Genomic DNA, 16,514 nt, shown 5'->3' with positions numbered 1-16,514 from the left:
CTTCGATATTCGATCTCTTCTTGGAATTATTTACTAATATGGATTTGACAAAACCCACAGATTTAGTCAACTACTATCGCAACGCAACACGATGAAATTCTTCCGGCGACGCGAGGTGGAAATCCATGTCGGCACTCAAGCGGGTCGCCCGCACGATCAGAAAGACCGTCATTCAGGCCGTGCCGACCATGCTCGGCATCGTCATACTGAGTTTCTTCCTGCTCAAACTCGCGCCGGGCGATGCAGCCGACGTGATGGCGGCGGAATCCGGTTCGGCCACTGAGGAAACCATGGCGGCTCTGCGCCAGCGTTTCGGGCTCGACAATCCTCTTCTCGTGCAGCTCGCCAACTATCTGGACAACCTGGCGCATTTCAGCCTCGGCTTTTCACCGCGCTACGGGATGCCGGTTGCCGATCTCATCGGTCAGCGGCTGCCCGGAACACTGACGCTGATGCTGGCCGCGCTGCTGATCGCCATTGCCGTCGGTCTGCTGCTCGGCGCGTTGATGGCAACCTTTTCCGGCAGGCTTGCCGACCGGGTGATATCGGTCGTCTCGCTGTTGTTTTATTCCATTCCCGGCTTCTGGATTGGCCTAATGCTGATTCTGTTTTTTTCCGTCAAGCTCGGGTGGCTGCCGAGCGGCGGCGACAGCACGATCGGATCGCGGCTCACCGGGCTACCGGCACTCCTCGACCGGATCCGCTACATGGTGTTGCCGGCAACCTCGCTCTCCCTCTTTTATCTGGCAATCTATGCGCGACTGACGCGCGCGGCGATGCTGGAGGTCAAGTCGCAGGATTTCGTCCGCACCGCCCGCGCCAAGGGCGTGTCGCCATTCTTCCTGACCACGCGTCACGTGCTGCGCAATGCGCTGATMCCGATCACGACAATGGCCGGCATGCATTTCGGTGGTATGCTTGGCGGAGCTGTCGTGGTCGAGACCGTCTATAGCTGGCCGGGACTCGGCCGGCTTGCCTTCGAAGCCGTGATGGCCCGCGATTTTTCCGTGCTGCTCGGCATCCTGCTCTTGTCCTCCTTCCTGGTGATCGTCGCCAACGCGGCCGTCGATCTGCTGCAGGCATGGATTGATCCCAGAATCGGAGCCAGCCGATGACCAGTCAGAAGCTTCATACCTATGCCGGCAGCGCAATCGATCTGGCCGAGCACGACAGCGACGCCTCGCGGCCACTGTCCGAAAAACCAGCCGAGCCGCGCTGGACGCATATCCATGCGCCTGACGTGCGCGCCGCCGCCGTACCCGGGATTGCCTGGCGCGGTCTGCGCCGTGAGCTCAAGGTCTTTCTGTCCAACCCCACCGCATTATTCGGCGTCCTGTTCCTGATCGCCACCGCACTCGCAGCCCTTCTTGCCCCCGTCTTTTATCCAGGCGATCCGATGGAGATGGTGGCGCGACCGTTCCTCTGGCCGGGCCAAAACCCGTCCTATCCGCTCGGTACGGATTCGATGGGACGCGATGTTCTCGCAGGCATCCTGCACGGGGCGCGCATTTCGCTTACGGTCGGAATCGCGGCGACCGCCCTCGGGCTTTCTGCCGGCATCACGATCGGCGCGATGGCGGGATATTTCGGCGGGATCGTCGACGACATCCTGGTGAAAGTCATCGAGATTTTCCAGACAATCCCGAGCTTCGTGCTGCTCGTGGTGCTGGTCGCCATCGCCCAGCCGACGACCTCGACCGTCACCATCGCAATCGCCATTGTCAGCTGGCCGACGGTAGCGCGCCTGACGCGGGCCGAGTTCCGCTCCATCCGCGAGAAGGACTATGTGCTTGCGGCGCGAAGCCTCGGCTTCGGCCATGCACGCATCATCTTTCGCGAAATCCTGCCGAACGCCCTGCCGCCGCTGATCGTCACCTCTTCGGTCATGGTCGCCAGTGCCATCCTGATGGAATCGGCGCTATCCTTCATGGGGCTCGGTGATCCCAATCGCGTCTCCTGGGGATCGATGATCGGTGCCGGTCGCGACGTGATCCGCACAGCCTGGTACMTGACGGCGCTGCCGGGCCTCGCGATCGTCTTTACTGTACTGGCACTCAATCTTTTGGGCGACGGTCTCAACGATGCGCTCAATCCGCGCTTTTCGGAGGAACGCTGATGAGCCATCTTCTCGAAGTCCGCGATCTCTCCGTCCGCTTTGCGACCGCAGAGCCGGTCAAGGGCGTCAGCTTTAACGCCAATCCCGGAGAGATGCTGGCGATCGTCGGCGAATCCGGCTCCGGAAAATCGCTGACGGCCCTTGCCCTGATGGGCCTCCTGCCACGGCACGCCCGGGCGGGCGGCGAGATCCTGTTTGACGGTCGCAGCCTGCTGACGCTATCGGAACGGCAATTGCGGAAGGTTCGCGGGCGCGACATCGCAATGATCTTCCAGGAGCCGATGACTTCGCTGAATCCGGTTCTGTCGATCGGTGACCAGATCATCGAGGTACTGCGGATCCATGAGGATCTCAGCCGCCGCCAGGCGCGTGCCCGGGCGATCGAGCTTCTGGACCTCGTCAGTATTCCGGAGCCGGCCCGCCGCATTGACGACTATCCCCATCAGTTGTCGGGCGGCATGCGCCAGCGCGTGATGATCGCGATTGCCGTTGCCTGCAACCCGAAACTTCTGATCGCCGACGAGGCGACGACCGCGCTCGACGTGACCATCCAGGCGCAGGTCCTGCAGCTTCTCGATAATCTGCGCGCCAAGCTGAATATGGCGGTCATCCTCATCACCCACGATCTTGGCATCGTGGCGCAATGGGCCGATCGTGTCGTCGTCATGTATGCCGGCCGCAAGATCGAGGAGGGGCTTCCCGGCCCGGTCTTCGACACGCCTTATCATCCCTATACACGCGGCCTGCTGGCGGCCTCGCCGCGGCTGACGGCCGATTATCATTATCGCGATGGGCCGCTAGCCGAAATTCCGGGCTCCATCGTCTCGGCCGCCGGCGAGAAGGGCTGTTCCTTCCGCCCGCGCTGTCCGGTCGCCCGTCCCGCCTGCGCCCAGGCGGTGCCGACGCTGTTTTCCATCTCAGCGGGCCGCGAAGTCGCTTGCCCCTATGTTTCAGTCCATGCGGAGGTCGCTCATGTCGCTCCTGTCGGTCGATAGGCTCTCCACCCACTATCCAGGCAGCGCCGGCACGGTGCGTGCCGTCGATGGCGTGTCACTGGAAATCGCTGAAGGCGAGACAGTTGCGCTTGTCGGCGAATCCGGTTGCGGCAAGTCGACGCTCGGCAAGTCGCTGACGCGCCTCGTCACGCCGTCTTCCGGGCAGGTCCGCTTTCGCGGCCGCGACGTTACGGCCATGTCGAACAGAGAGCTGCAGTCGATMCGCCGCAGCATCMAGATGATCTTCCAGGACCCCTTCGCCTCGCTCAATCCGCGTCAAACCATTCGCACGATATTGACGGCGCCGCTTGCCGTGCATGGCATTGGCGATCGCAGGAAACGCGATGCGATCGCTGCAGGAATGGTCGAGCATGTCGGCCTGCCACGCGATTCCCTGGAGCGCTATCCGCACGAATTTTCCGGCGGCCAGCGCCAGCGCATCGGCATTGCCCGGGCTTTGATTTTGCAGCCCGAGCTCGTCATCTGCGATGAACCGGTCTCGGCACTTGACCTGTCGATCCAGGCCCAGATCCTCAACCTTCTGGTCGAGATGAAGACAGAGCTGTCGCTTTCCTATCTCTTCATTTCGCATGATCTGTCCGTCGTTCGTTATTTCGCCGACCGTGTCCTCGTCATGTATCTCGGGCGTATCGTCGAAAGCGCCTCGACCGCCGACCTCTGGAACGGCGCCAAGCATCCCTATACGCAGGCCCTGCTTGCCGCCGTGCCCGACCCGTCGCGCCGCAAACAGGCCGCCCCGATCACGGGCGACCTGCCAAGTCCGCACAATCCACCGTCCGGCTGTCGCTTCAACACGCGCTGTCCGTTTGCCACCGATATTTGCCGGGCCGAGGATCCGGCATTCCGCCAGTTCGGCGCCGGCCATGCCGTCGCCTGTCACCACGCTCAATGAATGGAGAATGAAATGGTCGATTATCGCTATCTTGGGCGCAGCGCGCTCAAAGTGTCACCGCTCAGCCTTGGAACCATGATGTTCGGCGGGCCGACGCCCGATGAGGTCGCCTTCCGCATCATCGACAAGGCCCGCGACCAGGGGATCAACTTCATCGACACGGCCGATGTMTATCACGACGGCAAGTCGGAAGAGGTTGTCGGCCGCGGCATCAAGTCAAGCCGCGATCATTGGGTATTGGCGACCAAGTTCGTAAACTCGCACACCAAGGGCCCGAACCTTGGCGGCCACTCGCGCAAATGGGTGATCGAGACGGTGGAGAATTCGCTGCGCCGCCTGAACACCGACTATATCGACATCCTCTATTTCCACCGCGCTGTCTTCGACGCGCCGCTCGAAGAGCCGGTGCGTGCCATTGCCGACCTTATCCGCGCTGGCAAGCTTCGTTACTTCGGGGTCTCGAATTTCCGCGGCTGGCGCATCGCCGAGATCGCCCATCTTGCCGATCAGCTCGGCATCGACCGACCGGTCGCAAGCCAGCCACTCTACAACATCGTCAACCGCACGGCCGAAGCCGAACAACTGCCGGCCGCCCACCATTACGGCCTCGGCGTTGTCTCCTATTCGCCGCTCGCCCGCGGCGTGCTGACCGGCAAATATGAGCCGGGTAAGGAACCGGGTGCCGATACGCGTGCAGGCCGTGGCGACAAGCGCATCCTCGAAACCGAATGGCGTCCGGAATCGATTGCGATCGCCAAGGAGATCGCTGCCCATGCCAACCGCAAGGGCATTACGCCGACTGAGTTCGCGCTCGCCTGGGTGCTGAACAACAAGCTGATCTCGGCCGCCATCACCGGTCCGCGCACCGAAGAGCATTGGGATAGCTACATCCGCGCGCTCGACGTCAAGCTCGATGCCGAGKACGAGGCCCTGGTCGATAGGCTGGTGACGGCCGGTCATCYGTCGACGCCGGGCTTCAACGATCCAAGCCATCCGGTCGAAGGGCGCGTTCCGCGTGTCAGCGAAGTAGGGACCGACAATGTCGTGTCGCTGACGCGCGCCGTCGCCTGAGGCCGTCAGGGAGGATCCGCTCGCGTGGATCCTCCCCATTCTCAAAAATCCGCCGTTGAAAGCTTGACCATGGCCACTCCGACCTCTTCCGTGCTGTTATCTGCAGGTGGATCAACGCCCGATTCCGATCTTGCAGCCCTGCTTTCGACAGTACCGGCGCTCGCAGCCGAAATCGGCAAGGAAGCGGCACGGCGCGATCTCGATCGCGAGCTTCCGTTTGAGGCTTTCCGCCTGTTCAAGCAGGCCGGTCTCGGAGCGTTGCGCATTCCCGTCTCGCTTGGCGGACCGGGCGGCAGTGTCCTCGACTATATCGAGACAATCATGGCGATCGGTGCGGCCGATTCCAATGTCGCACATGCGCTTCGCAGCCATTTCAATTTCACCGAGAGCCTCATTCTCAATTCGAATACTGCGCTCGATCGCACACAGCTTGCCAGAGTGCTTGCCGGCAAGCTGTTCGGCGGCGCTCACACGGAACAGGGCACAAAGCGGCCCGGCGAGGTGACAACAAGGCTTTCGAAATCCGGCGACAGCTACCGCCTCAACGGCCGCAAATGGTATGCGACGGGCACGGCCTTTTCCGATTTCGCTTCCTTCAGCGCGAAAGGTGACGAGGACCAACTCGTCAGCGTTCTCTTGCCGGTCGACCGCAAGGGCATCACCATTCTCGACGACTGGGACGGCATGGGCCAGCGGCTGACCGCAAGCGGCGGCGTGTTGCTTGAGGACGTCGAGGTCCTGCGCCACGAGATTTCCACGCGCGGCCTCAATTCGCTTGTCGGGCGCCATACATCGACCCTGCGTCAACTCCACCTTGCCGCCTCCATGGCCGGTGCGGTGCGCGGCGCAGTGGCGGAAGGTACCGATTACGTGCGCAGGCAGGCGCGTTCGGCCGCCCATAGTGCGGCCGAGACGGCCAATGCCGACCCCTTTGTGCAGAAAATCCTGGGCGAGATCGCCAGCGGCTCCTTTGCGGTCGATACGCTGATCCGCGAGGCGGCCCGTGCGCTTGACCGTTCCGTCGCGGCGTTTGGCGCAGGAGATCCGGAAAGCTTGGAAGCGGCTCTTGTCGAAAGCGCCCTGACGACGGCGCGTACGCAGATCGTTGCCTCTCAGATCGCGCTTTCTGCCGCAACCAACGTCTTCGAGCTCGGCGGCGGTTCGGCGACATCGAGACATCTCAACCTTGACCGCCACTGGCGCAATATCCGCACCGTGCTCAACCATAATCCGCTTTTACACAAGGCGCGTGTGGTCGGCGATTTCTACATCAACGGAACGACGACGCATCTGGAGGAAGGCAAGGTCTTCTAGAACCCGGCCCGTCGCGTCGCTTCCATTTATCACTTGAGGTCATCCTGATGTCCGGCCGCCGCGCCGACAGGAGATCTGTGCGCCTTTCTTGCTGTCATCCCCCGGATCTGTGTGACGGGGAGGKAGGTCTCATGCATTTCGATCCAAAGCCAGGCCATTCCGTCATCATTATCGGCGGCGGCTTCGCCGGCGCGTTGACGGCGCTCAAACTGCTTGACCGGACGACGGTGGGGCTGTCGATCACCATCATCGAGCCACGTACCGAGCTCGGTCGCGGCGTTGCCTATAGCACCAGCGACCCGGCCCATCTCGTCAACGGACCGGCCGAGATCTTCTCGCTCTATCCCGAGGATATGGGTCATCTGGCCCGTTGGCTTGCCGAAAACGGCCCCGCCAACGGCTGGCAGCCGCCCGCAGACGTTGCCGCAAGCAGCCCGCCGCGCCATCTCTACGGGACCTATGTGCGCGACGAACTGAAGCGCGCGGTTGCACAGGCACGCTCCGGATCGAGCCTGCAGCATGTCCGCTCGTCGGCAGCACATCTGTCATCATCGCCACACCGGGTCCGTGTAGCGACCAAGGGCGGCACTGTCTTGGAAGCGGACGAAGCCGTACTGGCACTCGGGGTATTCCAGCCCGATCTGCGCCCTGCCGAGGCGGCTGTGGCAGGACATCCGCGCTTTGCCGAAAACCCCTGGAACCTGGCAGCGCTCGACCGGTTGAGCGACAGTTCCGATATCCTCATCATCGGTGCCAGTCTCTCGATGGTCGATGCGGTCGCGAGCATGGAGGCGAGGGGCTTTCGTGGACGCTACCGGGTGATTTCGCGGCGGGGCCAGTTCGTCGAGGGTCGCAGGAATGCCGATCCGGCCCGTGACTTTCTCGCCGAGGGACCGCTTCCTTCGACGGMGCGCGACCTGCTTGCGCGCGTCAAGGCGGAACGGCGCGAGCTTGCCGCCGCCGGTGGGGACTGGCAGGGGCTGCCGCTTGCCATTCGCCCCCACATCCTGCCGCTCTGGCAGAATGCCAACGATCGGGAAAGACTGCGCTTTGCCCGTCATCTGAGGGCCTTCTGGGACGTGACGGCACATCGATCCGCGCCGGAAAGCCACCGCAGCGTCGAAGAAGCGCGGTCGCAGGGGCGGCTCGTCCATGGGACGGCCCGCTTGCTGGCGCTGAGGCCTGATGAAAACGGTATTGCAGCAACCTTGAAGACCGCGGCAGGCCTCGAGGAGATTGTATTCGGCGGTGTGATCGATTGCCGCGGACATCAGCTGCATGACTGGCGGCAAATCGCTGATCCGTTCGTTCGCCAGCTTCTTTCAAGCGGCGAGGTGCGCCCGCATTCGACCGGCTTCGGCATCGATGCCACCGCCGACGGCGACCTCATCAATGAGGAAGGGCGCGTTCACCGCAACTTGAGCGCCATCGGCCATCCGCTACGTGGCGTGGCCTGGGAATCGAGCTCGATCACCGAGCAGCGCACGCAGGCGATCGCGCTCGCCGACCGCATCCTGGCGAAATTCACGCCGGCCCGCGCCGCCTCTTGAGCGGCCATTCGTGCGATAGACCGGAAAGGATCAGGGGCGCATCTGACGATGCGCCCCTGATCCGTGAAGGCTGGTCGTGACCCCCGAACCGTCAGCCTTCGCCGTCCTTGATATAGACCTCGGCGAAATTAGCCTGGACCCCTTCGGCGCCGATCGTGTGGTTCTTCACCCGCTTGTTGAAGACCGTGACATTTTCTAGCGCGATCAGGTTCACCACCGGAACTTCGTCGGCGATGATCTTCTGGAAATCGTTGAATTCTTGCTTTCGCTTCTGCTCGTCGATTTCGACCGATGCCGCCTCCAGCAGCCGGTCGACCTCCGGATTGGCGTAATGGGCCGCGTTGGAAAAGGGCAGGCCGAGCTTGAAGTTTTTCGACCAGTAGATGCGCTGGACGCCGAGTGTCGGATCGAACTGGTTGCCGAGATATTCGGCTGTCACGTCGAAGACGCGTTCGGTATAGACCTTCTGGATATAGGTCGAGAAATCGTATGAATCGATCGTCGCGGCAATGCCGATGCGGGTGAGGTTCTGCTTCAGATATTCGATGACCCGCTTGAAGCCTTCATTGTATGAATTGTGGGTGAGCCTGAGGGCAAAGCGGGTGCCGTCGGCGCCGCGCTTGTAGCCGGCCTCGTCGAGAAGCTGTTCGGCTGCCTTGAGGTCGTAAGCATAGGGCTTGATCGACGCGTCGTGGTAGCGTGACAGGAAGGTACTGATCGGTGTCGGCGAGATATGGCCGTAACCGTACCAGACAGTGTTCAGGATGACGTCGAGATCGATCGCGTGGGCGATGGCGCGGCGAACCTTCACATCCTTCAGATATTCGTTGTCGAGATTGAAGATGAGCTGCGTCTGGTCGCCCTTGGTTTCGTAGCCGCGGGAGTCGACGCTGATATTCGGCAGCGCCTTGATGCGCTCGAGATCGCTGAGCGGGATCGGATTGTCGCCGCCGATATCGAATTCGCCAGTCTCGAATCCAGCTGCTCGTGCTGCTCCATCGGGCACGAAGCGGATGACGATCTGGTCGAGATAGGGTTTGCCTACATCCCAGTAGTCGGCATTGCGCTCCAGGATGATATGCGAGCCGCGCGTCCATTCCTTGAAGACGAAGGGGCCGGTTCCGATCGGTGCGCTGCCGTTCTTGTTGAGCGGCACGTCGGCGATCGCGACATTGTCGTAGATATGCTTCGGCACGATCGGCGATTCCGCCGCGTAGAGCGCGCTGAGCAGATAAGGCGCGGGCTTTGACAGGCGGATGACCGCCGTCAACGTATCGGGTGTCTCGACCTTGACGACATTGGCGAAGGTGCCGCGCCCGCGCGGATGGACCTGCTTTAAGAGTTCGATCGAATAGGCGACGTCATCGGCGGTGAAGGGCTTGCCATCATGCCATTTCACATTGGGTCGTAGCTTGAACGTGTAGCTCAAGCCATCCTCGGAAATCGACCATTCGGTTGCAAGCTGCGGCTTCGGCGTCAGGTCGAAGTCATAGGTCAGCAGCCCCTCGGTGATCTTCGGACTGACCTTCTGGGTGCCGCCGGCGGTGTGCGCCAGCGCCAGGATTGTCGGCGGTTCGGGCTCGACGATGAAGTTCAGCGTTCCGCCCGGCTTCGGCTTGTCCTCAGCGGCCCTGAGGCCGAACGAGGGCACAAGCGTGCTGGCGGTGGATAAGAGCAGCAGCTGGTTGAAGGTGCGACGATTAATGCTCATGAGGATCGTCCCTGTCAGGCGTTCTTGAGGAGATAAGCGGAGGAGAGGCTGCCCGAGAGACCGTCGGCAACCACCGTATGGTCATGGACCTTCTTGTTGAAGATAGTCAGCTGCCGGAAGGAGACGAGCGTGATATCGGGCAGGTCGCGGGCGATGATCACCTGCATGCGGTTGAAGAGTTCGACGCGCTTGGCCCTGTCGTTCTCGACCGCGGCCTGTTCGAAGATCGCGTCGATTTCCGGATTGTTGTAGCCCGAGCCGTTCGAGAAAGGCACGCCCTTCTTGAAGTTCTTCGACCAGTAGAGACGCTGCACGCCGATGGTCGGATCGAAGGTATTGCCCATGCCGTTGGTGACGAAAGCGAAATCGCGGTCGGTGTAGACGCGCTTCAGCCAGGTCGGCACATCCTGTCCGCGCAACGTCACCTTGACGCCGATCTTGGACAGCGCATCGCGCAGGTAGTCACCGATACGGGTATAGGTGTCGCCGTAGGGCATGACATCGTGCGGCACCTCGAAGCGCACACCGTCTGGCCCGCGTGGGAAGCCGGCTTCGTCGAGTAGCTGTTCGGCCTTTGCCGGATCATGGGCGTAGACCGGGACATCAGGATTATAGAAAGCCTTGAGGAAGGGGCTGATCGGGCTCGGCGCCGGGACCGCATAGCCGTAAAAGGCGATATCGGCGACGGTCTGCCGATCGATCGCATGCGCCACGGCCTGGCGGACCTTGTCGTGCTTGAAATACTCGTTCTGTAGGTTGAATTCGATGCGATAGACAGTCGGCGAATAATCGTTGCCGCGATCATCGACGGCAAGCGTGGGCGAGGCTTTCAGCCGGTCGATTTCGCTCAGCGACACCGGTGTATCGGGAGCAATATCGACTTCGCCGGTCTCAAGTGCTGCAAGTCTGGCGCTGGCATCGGGAATGAACTTGACGACGATGCGGTCGAGATAGGGCTTGCCCTGGTCCCAATAGTCGGGATTGCGATCCAGGATCACATGGCTGCCGACCGCCCATTCACGGAAGATGAAAGGACCGGTGCCGATCGGGGCGCGACCGTTTGCATGCCCGGCAAGATCGGTGGCGCGCTCATAGACATGTTTGGGGACGATCGGGGATTCGCTCGCCTGCAAGGCGCCGATCAGATAGGGCGCCGGCTTCGACAGGCGGATGATGGCGGTATGGGCATCCGGTGTCGCCACTTCCTTGACACTGGAGAAGGTGGCTCGGCCGCGCGGATGCACTTCCTTCAGCGCCAGGATCGAGAAGGCAACATCCTCGGCGGTAAAGGGTTTGCCGTCATGCCATTTGACGCCTTGCCTGAGTTCGAAACGATATTCCAGCCCGTCGTCGCTGACGTGCCAGGCGGTCGCAAGTTGTGGAATCGGCTTGAAGTCCAGCCCGTAGGCCAGCAATCCTTCCGTGATCTTGCCGGACACGCGTGTGGTCGGGCCTGCCGTATGCGCAAGGGTGACGAGTGTGGGCGGCTCCGGCTGGACGAGCAGATTGAGCGTACCGCCGGCGACCGGCTCCGCTGCCTCTGCAAAGCGGCCGATGGGCACGACGGCGCTGAGCGCCGTGAAAGCGAAGAGCTGATTGAGCTGACGTCTGTTGATATCCATAACGACCCTCCGTGTCCGTTTCGGCCTACTGAGGCCCAAGCCTTGGTGAGCGCGCATGATCGGTCGGGGGAGGGGAAATCGAGAAGAATGTTTTTCTCGCAGCGCTCGAAAGAAAAGCTTCGCGCAAATCGGCGGGCGTGCCGGGGCAGCAATAATCTAGTCTTTTGGTAGACAATTTTTGGATTTTAGTTTTTGCTTCCCCGGCGGGGTGGTCACGCGCAAGGAAATGTTTCCGGCCGGGTTATCGGCGCAAAGCGGGTTCTCGTCTTGGCTGGTCTGTTTGTGGTGCAATCAGCTCATGAACACGCTCGCGCCCCACCGCAGGAAGACCATCAATCCGACGCTTGCCCGTCTGCCGCCGCTGACGTCGCTGCGCGCCTTCGTGGCGACGGCGCGTCATCTCAATTTCATCCGTGCCGCCGAAGAGCTGCATGTCACCTCGGCCGCCGTCGGCCAGCAGATCAGGCTCCTGGAAAACTACCTTGGCCAGCCGCTGTTCAACCGTGTGCGCGGCCAGCTGCAGTTGACACCGGCAGGCCATGCCCTGATGCCAGGACTGACGGATGCCTTCGATGCCGTCCTTTCGGCCATGACGCAATTTGCGACGAGCGATCACGAGCAGCCGATCCGGGTGTCCGTCGCGCCGTCCTTCGCCAGCAAATGGCTGATCCCGCGGCTCGATGCGCTCCGACGCGCGGCACCMGGCCTGCAGGTTCTGGTCGAAGCCTCGACAGATCTGACGGACCTCGACGCGGGTGACGCCGATTGCGTGATCCGCTTTGGCAGCGGCGCCTATCCCGGCCTTGCAGTCGATCATCTGTTTTCCGAGGCGGTCGTGCCGGTCTGCAGTCCGCAATTTGCCGACCACCACGGGCTCTGGGAGCGACCGGAGGCGATCGAAGACGTGCCGCTCCTTCATGAGGAGGGTGCTGAGCATGACCATGCCTGCCCCGACTGGCATGCCTGGCTACGCGCCGAGGGACTTTCCTATCGCCCGGCGCGCGGTGGCTTCCGGTTAAACCAGTCCTCTCTGGTGCTCGATGCGGCTGTCGCCGGCCAGGGGCTCGGCCTTGGCAAGATAAGGCTCGCGGAAGCCGAGATCCGCAGTGGGCGGCTCGTCTGCCCCTTCGGTAGCCCGCAGGCGGTCGGCTCTTCCTATTTCTTCGTCACATCGGCCCACAAGGCGCGGCTGATGCGGGTCGATCTTTTCCGCAATTGGCTGCTTGCCGAGGCGCGCGCCGCGCAGACGATCGAGGTCGCTTCATCCCGCGGCCCTCGATCCGATTTCGACATGATCGCCGCCGAGTGAGATTGTGCGTCGTGCAGGGGTAGGCCGGGACGGCCTATTTCAGCCGGAACCCCAGTTTGCGCACCACCTCGCCAAGCACATGGCGACCCTTGAGCGCTTCTACCGTGCCGATGCGATTGCGAACCTGATCGGTCCAGTCGATCAGAGGCATTGTCTGTTCTGTCTGGAAGGTTCTGAGAATATGATTGTAACCGGCGAGATCGTCGGCCGGTGCGCTGTCCTGATAGCGTTCGCGGTGCAGGACGCTCGTTTGCGGCAGGCGGGGCTTGACGCCGGCGGGCACCGCCGGATCGGGATAACCGACCGTCAGGCCAAAAACGGGAAAGACCCCGTCCGGCAGGGCAAGTTCGCGGGCGACCGTTTCAGGGTCGTTGCGGATCGCTCCGATATAGCAGGTGCCGAGGCCAAGAGATTCCAGGGCGACGACGGCGTTCTGGGCGGCGAGTGCCGCGTCGATCACGCCAAGAAGAAAGCTTTCCACATAGTCGAGCCCTTCGGCCGTCGCGCCACGCTCCGTTGCAATCTTGCGCGGTCGGGCAAGATCGGCGAGCCAGACGAGCAGAAGCGGAGCCTGGGCGATCTGCCGCTGATTGCCGGCAACCGCGTTCAAACGCCTGCGACGTTCCACATCTTCGACGGCAACCACGCTCCAGGCCTGGAGGTTCGAGGAACTCGGTGCCGACTGGGCGGCGGCAACGGCAAGCTCGACAGCCTCCGCCGGTACCGGGTCCGGCAGATAGTGACGCACGCTCCGATGTGAGAGGATGGTCTCGACGGTTTCGGTCCAATCGCCCGAAAGCTGCTGCTTATTGCGATAGCGCTCGCCGGCAAGCGCCTTCAGCCTGTCATTGCCGACGTTTCTTTCCGCTGCTGTTGATGGCGTCATATCGATTTTCTCCTGCCTGCTGTCATTGCCGATCGCTATTCCGCCGCGGCCGCATAAGGATTGGCCGGGCGGGCAAGACCGAGATGTTCGCGAAGCGTCCGGCCGCTATAGGCTTGCCGGAATAGTCCGCGTTTGCGCAAGATCGGCACGACTTCGTCGACGAAGACCTCGAGTCCGTGCGGCAGCACGTCCGGCATCAGGTTGAAGCCATCAGCTGCACCGGCGACAAACCACCGTTCGATGTCGTCGGCAACGTCTTGTGGCGTGCCGACAATGGTGCGATGGCCGGTGCCCCCGTTCAAGGCGCGGATCAGGCCGCGCACGCTGAGCCTCTCCCGTTTGGCGAGCGCCAGCGTCGCGCGGAAGAATGTATGGCCGCCATCCGGTGGCAGCGGAATTTCGTCCGGCAGCGGCGCGTCGAGGTCGAGGTTCTTGGCGTCGAGCTGCAGCACGCCAGCAAGTCGTGCGAGGCTATATTCGAGCGGTATCAGCTCGCTCAGCTCCTCCTGGCGGCGTTTGGCCTCGATCTCGGTACTGCCGATGATCGTTGCAAGGCCGGCAAGCACGAGAATGCTACCGGCCGGCCTGCCGAAGCGGGCAGCACGCCGGCGCAGGTCGCCGGCATAATCGAGCGCCTCCTCCAAGGATTGCGAGGCGGAGAAAACGGCTTCGGCATGTTCGGCCGMAAGCTCTCTTCCATCGTCCGAGCCGCCGGCCTGCACGAGAACCGGATGCCCCTGTGGCGGGCGGGGAATATTGTGCGGTCCATGCACCTGGAAATGCTTGCCGCGATGGGCGATCGCATGGACGCGTGCCGGATCGACGAAACGGCCGGTCGCGACATCGCCGATGAAGGCATCTTCCTCCCAGCTGTCCCACAACGCCTTGACGACGGCGGTAAATTCGCCGGCGCGCTCGTAACGGCTGGAGTGGGCGACCGGCTTTTCGAGGCCGAAATTACGGCTCTGCGACAGGTCGGCACTGGTGACGATGTTCCAGCCGGCCCGGCCGCCGCTCGCATGGTCAAGTGTCGCAAAGCGGCGGGCGATATTGTAGGGCTCGTTATAGGTCGTCGAGGCTGTGGCGATGAGACCGATATGTTGCGTGTTGGCGGCGACCAGCGCAAGTACGATCGTCGGTTCGAGGGAGGTTAGCGGCCTGAAATCCACCCGGTCCGAAATCGCCGCCTGATCGGCGAGGAATACGGCATCGAACGTGCCGCGTTCGGCAATCCTGGCGACATTGACATAGTGGTTGACATCGAAGGAGGCGCGGGGATCGCTGCCTTCCATCCGCCAGGCCGCGGGCGAAAAGCCGGAATGCAGGATATTGATGTTGAGATGAAGTTCGCGTCCGCTCACTGGAATATTCCCGGCTCGGGATAGTCGCCGGTCAGGAACCATGCCCCGACATTGCGTGTCTTGTATTCGGCCGGATTGTGCAGCGTATGGATGCGCACATTGCGCCAGAACCGGTCGAAACCATGAGCGCGCACCGCCGAACGCGCGCCCATGACCTCGAAGATCTCGCTTGTGACCTCGAGGGCCACCTTGCCGGCCAGCACGTTGGCGGAAGCAACGGCAATTGCCGTCTGGCCGCGCTCATCCGCCGTCAGCGCAGCACCTTTAGCGTATGCGGCGTCAATCGCCTGCGCTGCGCGGTCGGCAAGCGCGGTTGCAGCCTGCACTTTCGTCCAGAGCTCACCATATTGCCGCTTGATCCAGGGATCGTCGACGTGTCGCTCGGCGCCAGAATAGATCCAGGGCCGTGATTTCGTGACCGTATAGTCGCGAGCTGCCGCGAGCGCGCCCTGGGCAGTGCCGATAAAGACGTTGAGGAGCACGCTCTGCTGCTGCTGGGGCGCCAGAAGCGCGATCGGATCGCGCGGACGCTCCGCCAGGATCTCGTCACCGTCGATCCGGACATCCTTGTAAAAAACCTTGCCGCTGCCCGTCTGGCGCTGGCCAATTCCGTCCCAGTCGTCCGCGATGATAATACCCGGACGATTKGCCGGGATATAGGCAAAGCTGCGCTGGTTGGTTTCCTCGTCTTCCCAGGCGACCATGAGATAGTCAGCGACATGCGAGCCGGAGGCGAAGGGGCGAAAGCCGTTCAGGATGGCACCACCGGCGGTCTTTCGGCCGAACAGGCTCTTCGAAAAGCTGTTGGTCGTATTGCCCCAGAACCAGCGGCCGTCCGCTGAGCGGCGCAAGATCTCCTGCGAACGCTTGTCGCCTGCCGTCGCCGCGTTCATGAGCGGGCTGAAGTGATAGCCGAAGAGATGACCAAGCGAACCATCGACCTTGGAAAATTCACGCAGAACTTTAAGCGCGGTCGAATAGGGTTGACCCTCGCCACCGAATTCCTTCGGGATCAGCAGATTGACGAGGCCGCTCTCCTTCAGAAGCCTGATCTGTTCGAGGGGTCGGCCGCCAAGCTGGTCGCGTTCGACAGCATCATTGGCAAAGATCTCCGTGAGTTCGGCCGCCTTGGCGAGATAGGGGTTATCGAGGTCCGCCTGGAAGAGGGCGGGCGGCTTTGAGGTCGGCTCCGGCTGACTAGGCTCGAACGTTCCAGGCTTCACGGTCATGGTGCTCTTCCTTCAGTTATGAAGCCGCGGGAAACCATGGCGCTCGGCAAGCAGTTCGAGGATGCGGTCGGTCTTATTGACGAAATGCACGCCATTCCAATGTTCGGCATCTACAGGCGCGCTCTCGGCGAGAACCAGCACCGGCAACGACTGGTGCTCCTCGCCGACGGCGGCGATCACGCTTGCGCGCGGCCGGGGAAAGGGAACCCGCTCCACCTCGATCTTGCTCGCAAGATCCGGGAAGGACGCCAGCAGTCCCTCGATGGCGTTGCAATAGGGGCAGACGAAGCTGACGCCCGGCTTTTTGGGGTCGGAAAAACCCGGTTCGATGAGATAAAGCTTGTCGTGGCTCATTCATTTCTCCTTATTCGGCGGCCGCAGCACTGCCGGCATCTGCGAAGCGGTTGGCCGGGCGATTGAGGCCGAAATTCTCGCGC

14 protein-coding genes are annotated in these 16,514 nt (G+C 62.2%); 8 read left to right on the top strand and 6 right to left on the bottom strand.

Features of this window, described 5'->3' with window-relative positions; translation table 11 throughout:
- Positions 1-125 precede the first annotated feature (125 nt).
- From AC1DNW_RS25200 to AC1DNW_RS25170, 7 genes are all read left to right on the top strand, one after another.
- Positions 126-1,115 (top strand): ABC transporter permease, encoded by a 990-nt coding sequence (locus tag AC1DNW_RS25200; protein WP_113300525.1) that lies wholly within the window; start codon positions 126-128, stop codon positions 1,113-1,115.
- Positions 1,112-2,116, top strand: coding sequence for an ABC transporter permease (locus tag AC1DNW_RS25195; protein ID WP_477854695.1), 1,005 nt, complete (start codon positions 1,112-1,114; stop codon positions 2,114-2,116). Before AC1DNW_RS25200 ends, AC1DNW_RS25195 begins: the two co-directional genes overlap by 4 nt.
- Positions 2,116-3,111: an ABC transporter ATP-binding protein gene (locus AC1DNW_RS25190; protein ID WP_113310425.1), complete on the top strand. Its 996-nt coding sequence runs from the start codon at positions 2,116-2,118 to the stop codon at positions 3,109-3,111. The genes AC1DNW_RS25195 and AC1DNW_RS25190 overlap by 1 nt, the downstream gene beginning before the upstream one ends.
- Positions 3,089-4,024: an ABC transporter ATP-binding protein gene (locus tag AC1DNW_RS25185; RefSeq protein WP_477854694.1), complete on the top strand. Its 936-nt coding sequence runs from the start codon at positions 3,089-3,091 to the stop codon at positions 4,022-4,024. Before AC1DNW_RS25190 ends, AC1DNW_RS25185 begins: the two co-directional genes overlap by 23 nt.
- 12 nt (positions 4,025-4,036) lie before the next feature.
- On the top strand, positions 4,037-5,095 hold the full coding sequence (locus tag AC1DNW_RS25180) for an aldo/keto reductase (protein ID WP_477854693.1): 1,059 nt from the start codon (positions 4,037-4,039) through the stop codon (positions 5,093-5,095).
- Positions 5,096-5,164: 69 nt separating this feature from the next.
- A complete protein-coding gene (locus tag AC1DNW_RS25175; RefSeq protein ID WP_477854692.1) occupies positions 5,165-6,409 on the top strand; it encodes an acyl-CoA dehydrogenase family protein in 1,245 nt (414 codons plus the stop codon).
- A gap of 131 nt (positions 6,410-6,540) precedes the next feature.
- The gene (locus tag AC1DNW_RS25170) at positions 6,541-7,959 is read left to right on the top strand and encodes an FAD/NAD(P)-binding protein (RefSeq protein WP_477854691.1); all 1,419 of its coding nucleotides are present in this window, start codon (positions 6,541-6,543) and stop codon (positions 7,957-7,959) included.
- Between the two features lie 91 nt (positions 7,960-8,050).
- Here AC1DNW_RS25170 and AC1DNW_RS25165 read toward each other — a convergent pair whose 3' ends face one another.
- Entirely contained in the window at positions 8,051-9,670 is a 1,620-nt protein-coding gene (locus AC1DNW_RS25165) for an ABC transporter substrate-binding protein (RefSeq protein ID WP_477854690.1), read from the bottom strand.
- Between the two features lie 14 nt (positions 9,671-9,684).
- Positions 9,685-11,292 (bottom strand): ABC transporter substrate-binding protein, encoded by a 1,608-nt coding sequence (locus tag AC1DNW_RS25160; protein ID WP_477854689.1) that lies wholly within the window; start codon positions 11,290-11,292, stop codon positions 9,685-9,687.
- A 298-nt stretch (positions 11,293-11,590) separates the two neighbouring features.
- Here AC1DNW_RS25160 and gcvA point away from each other — a divergent pair, with 298 nt between their 5' ends.
- Positions 11,591-12,601 carry a transcriptional regulator GcvA gene (gene gcvA / locus AC1DNW_RS25155; RefSeq protein WP_477854688.1) on the top strand — a complete coding sequence of 337 codons (1,011 nt, stop codon included), beginning with the start codon at positions 11,591-11,593 and terminating at the stop codon, positions 12,599-12,601.
- Positions 12,602-12,635: 34 nt separating this feature from the next.
- Here gcvA and AC1DNW_RS25150 read toward each other — a convergent pair whose 3' ends face one another.
- From AC1DNW_RS25150 to AC1DNW_RS25135, 4 genes are read right to left on the bottom strand one after another with little or no spacing between them, the layout of a single operon-like run.
- Entirely contained in the window at positions 12,636-13,487 is an 852-nt protein-coding gene (locus AC1DNW_RS25150; protein ID WP_477854687.1) for an NADPH-dependent oxidoreductase, read from the bottom strand.
- Between the two features lie 35 nt (positions 13,488-13,522).
- Positions 13,523-14,848 carry an LLM class flavin-dependent oxidoreductase gene (locus AC1DNW_RS25145; protein WP_477854686.1) on the bottom strand — a complete coding sequence of 442 codons (1,326 nt, stop codon included), beginning with the start codon at positions 14,846-14,848 and terminating at the stop codon, positions 13,523-13,525.
- Positions 14,845-16,077, bottom strand: coding sequence for an acyl-CoA dehydrogenase family protein (locus AC1DNW_RS25140; protein WP_477854685.1), 1,233 nt, complete (start codon positions 16,075-16,077; stop codon positions 14,845-14,847). Before AC1DNW_RS25140 ends, AC1DNW_RS25145 begins: the two co-directional genes overlap by 4 nt.
- A 12-nt stretch (positions 16,078-16,089) precedes the next feature.
- The gene (locus AC1DNW_RS25135; protein WP_477854684.1) at positions 16,090-16,431 is read right to left on the bottom strand and encodes a DUF3088 domain-containing protein; all 342 of its coding nucleotides are present in this window, start codon (positions 16,429-16,431) and stop codon (positions 16,090-16,092) included.
- Between the last annotated feature and the right edge of the window lie 83 nt (positions 16,432-16,514).

It is taken from the genome of Rhizobium sp. 05L429 (assembly GCF_056397645.1).
Note: the sequence above shows the minus strand (reverse complement) of the source record. Positions and strands in the feature narration are given on the sequence as shown.

What these genes read in the sequence shown, in the direction of transcription:
- AC1DNW_RS25190 (WP_113310425.1), top strand. Translation starts at nt 2,116, where the DNA reads ATGAGCCATCTTCTCGAAGTCCGCGATCTCTCCGTCCGCTTTGCGACC.
- AC1DNW_RS25175 (WP_477854692.1), top strand. Translation starts at nt 5,165, where the DNA reads ATGGCCACTCCGACCTCTTCCGTGCTGTTATCTGCAGGTGGATCAACG.
- AC1DNW_RS25165 (WP_477854690.1), bottom strand. Translation starts at nt 9,670, where the DNA reads ATGAGCATTAATCGTCGCACCTTCAACCAGCTGCTGCTCTTATCCACC.
- AC1DNW_RS25160 (WP_477854689.1), bottom strand. Translation starts at nt 11,292, where the DNA reads ATGGATATCAACAGACGTCAGCTCAATCAGCTCTTCGCTTTCACGGCG.
- AC1DNW_RS25150 (WP_477854687.1), bottom strand. Translation starts at nt 13,487, where the DNA reads ATGACGCCATCAACAGCAGCGGAAAGAAACGTCGGCAATGACAGGCTG.
- AC1DNW_RS25135 (WP_477854684.1), bottom strand. Translation starts at nt 16,431, where the DNA reads ATGAGCCACGACAAGCTTTATCTCATCGAACCGGGTTTTTCCGACCCC.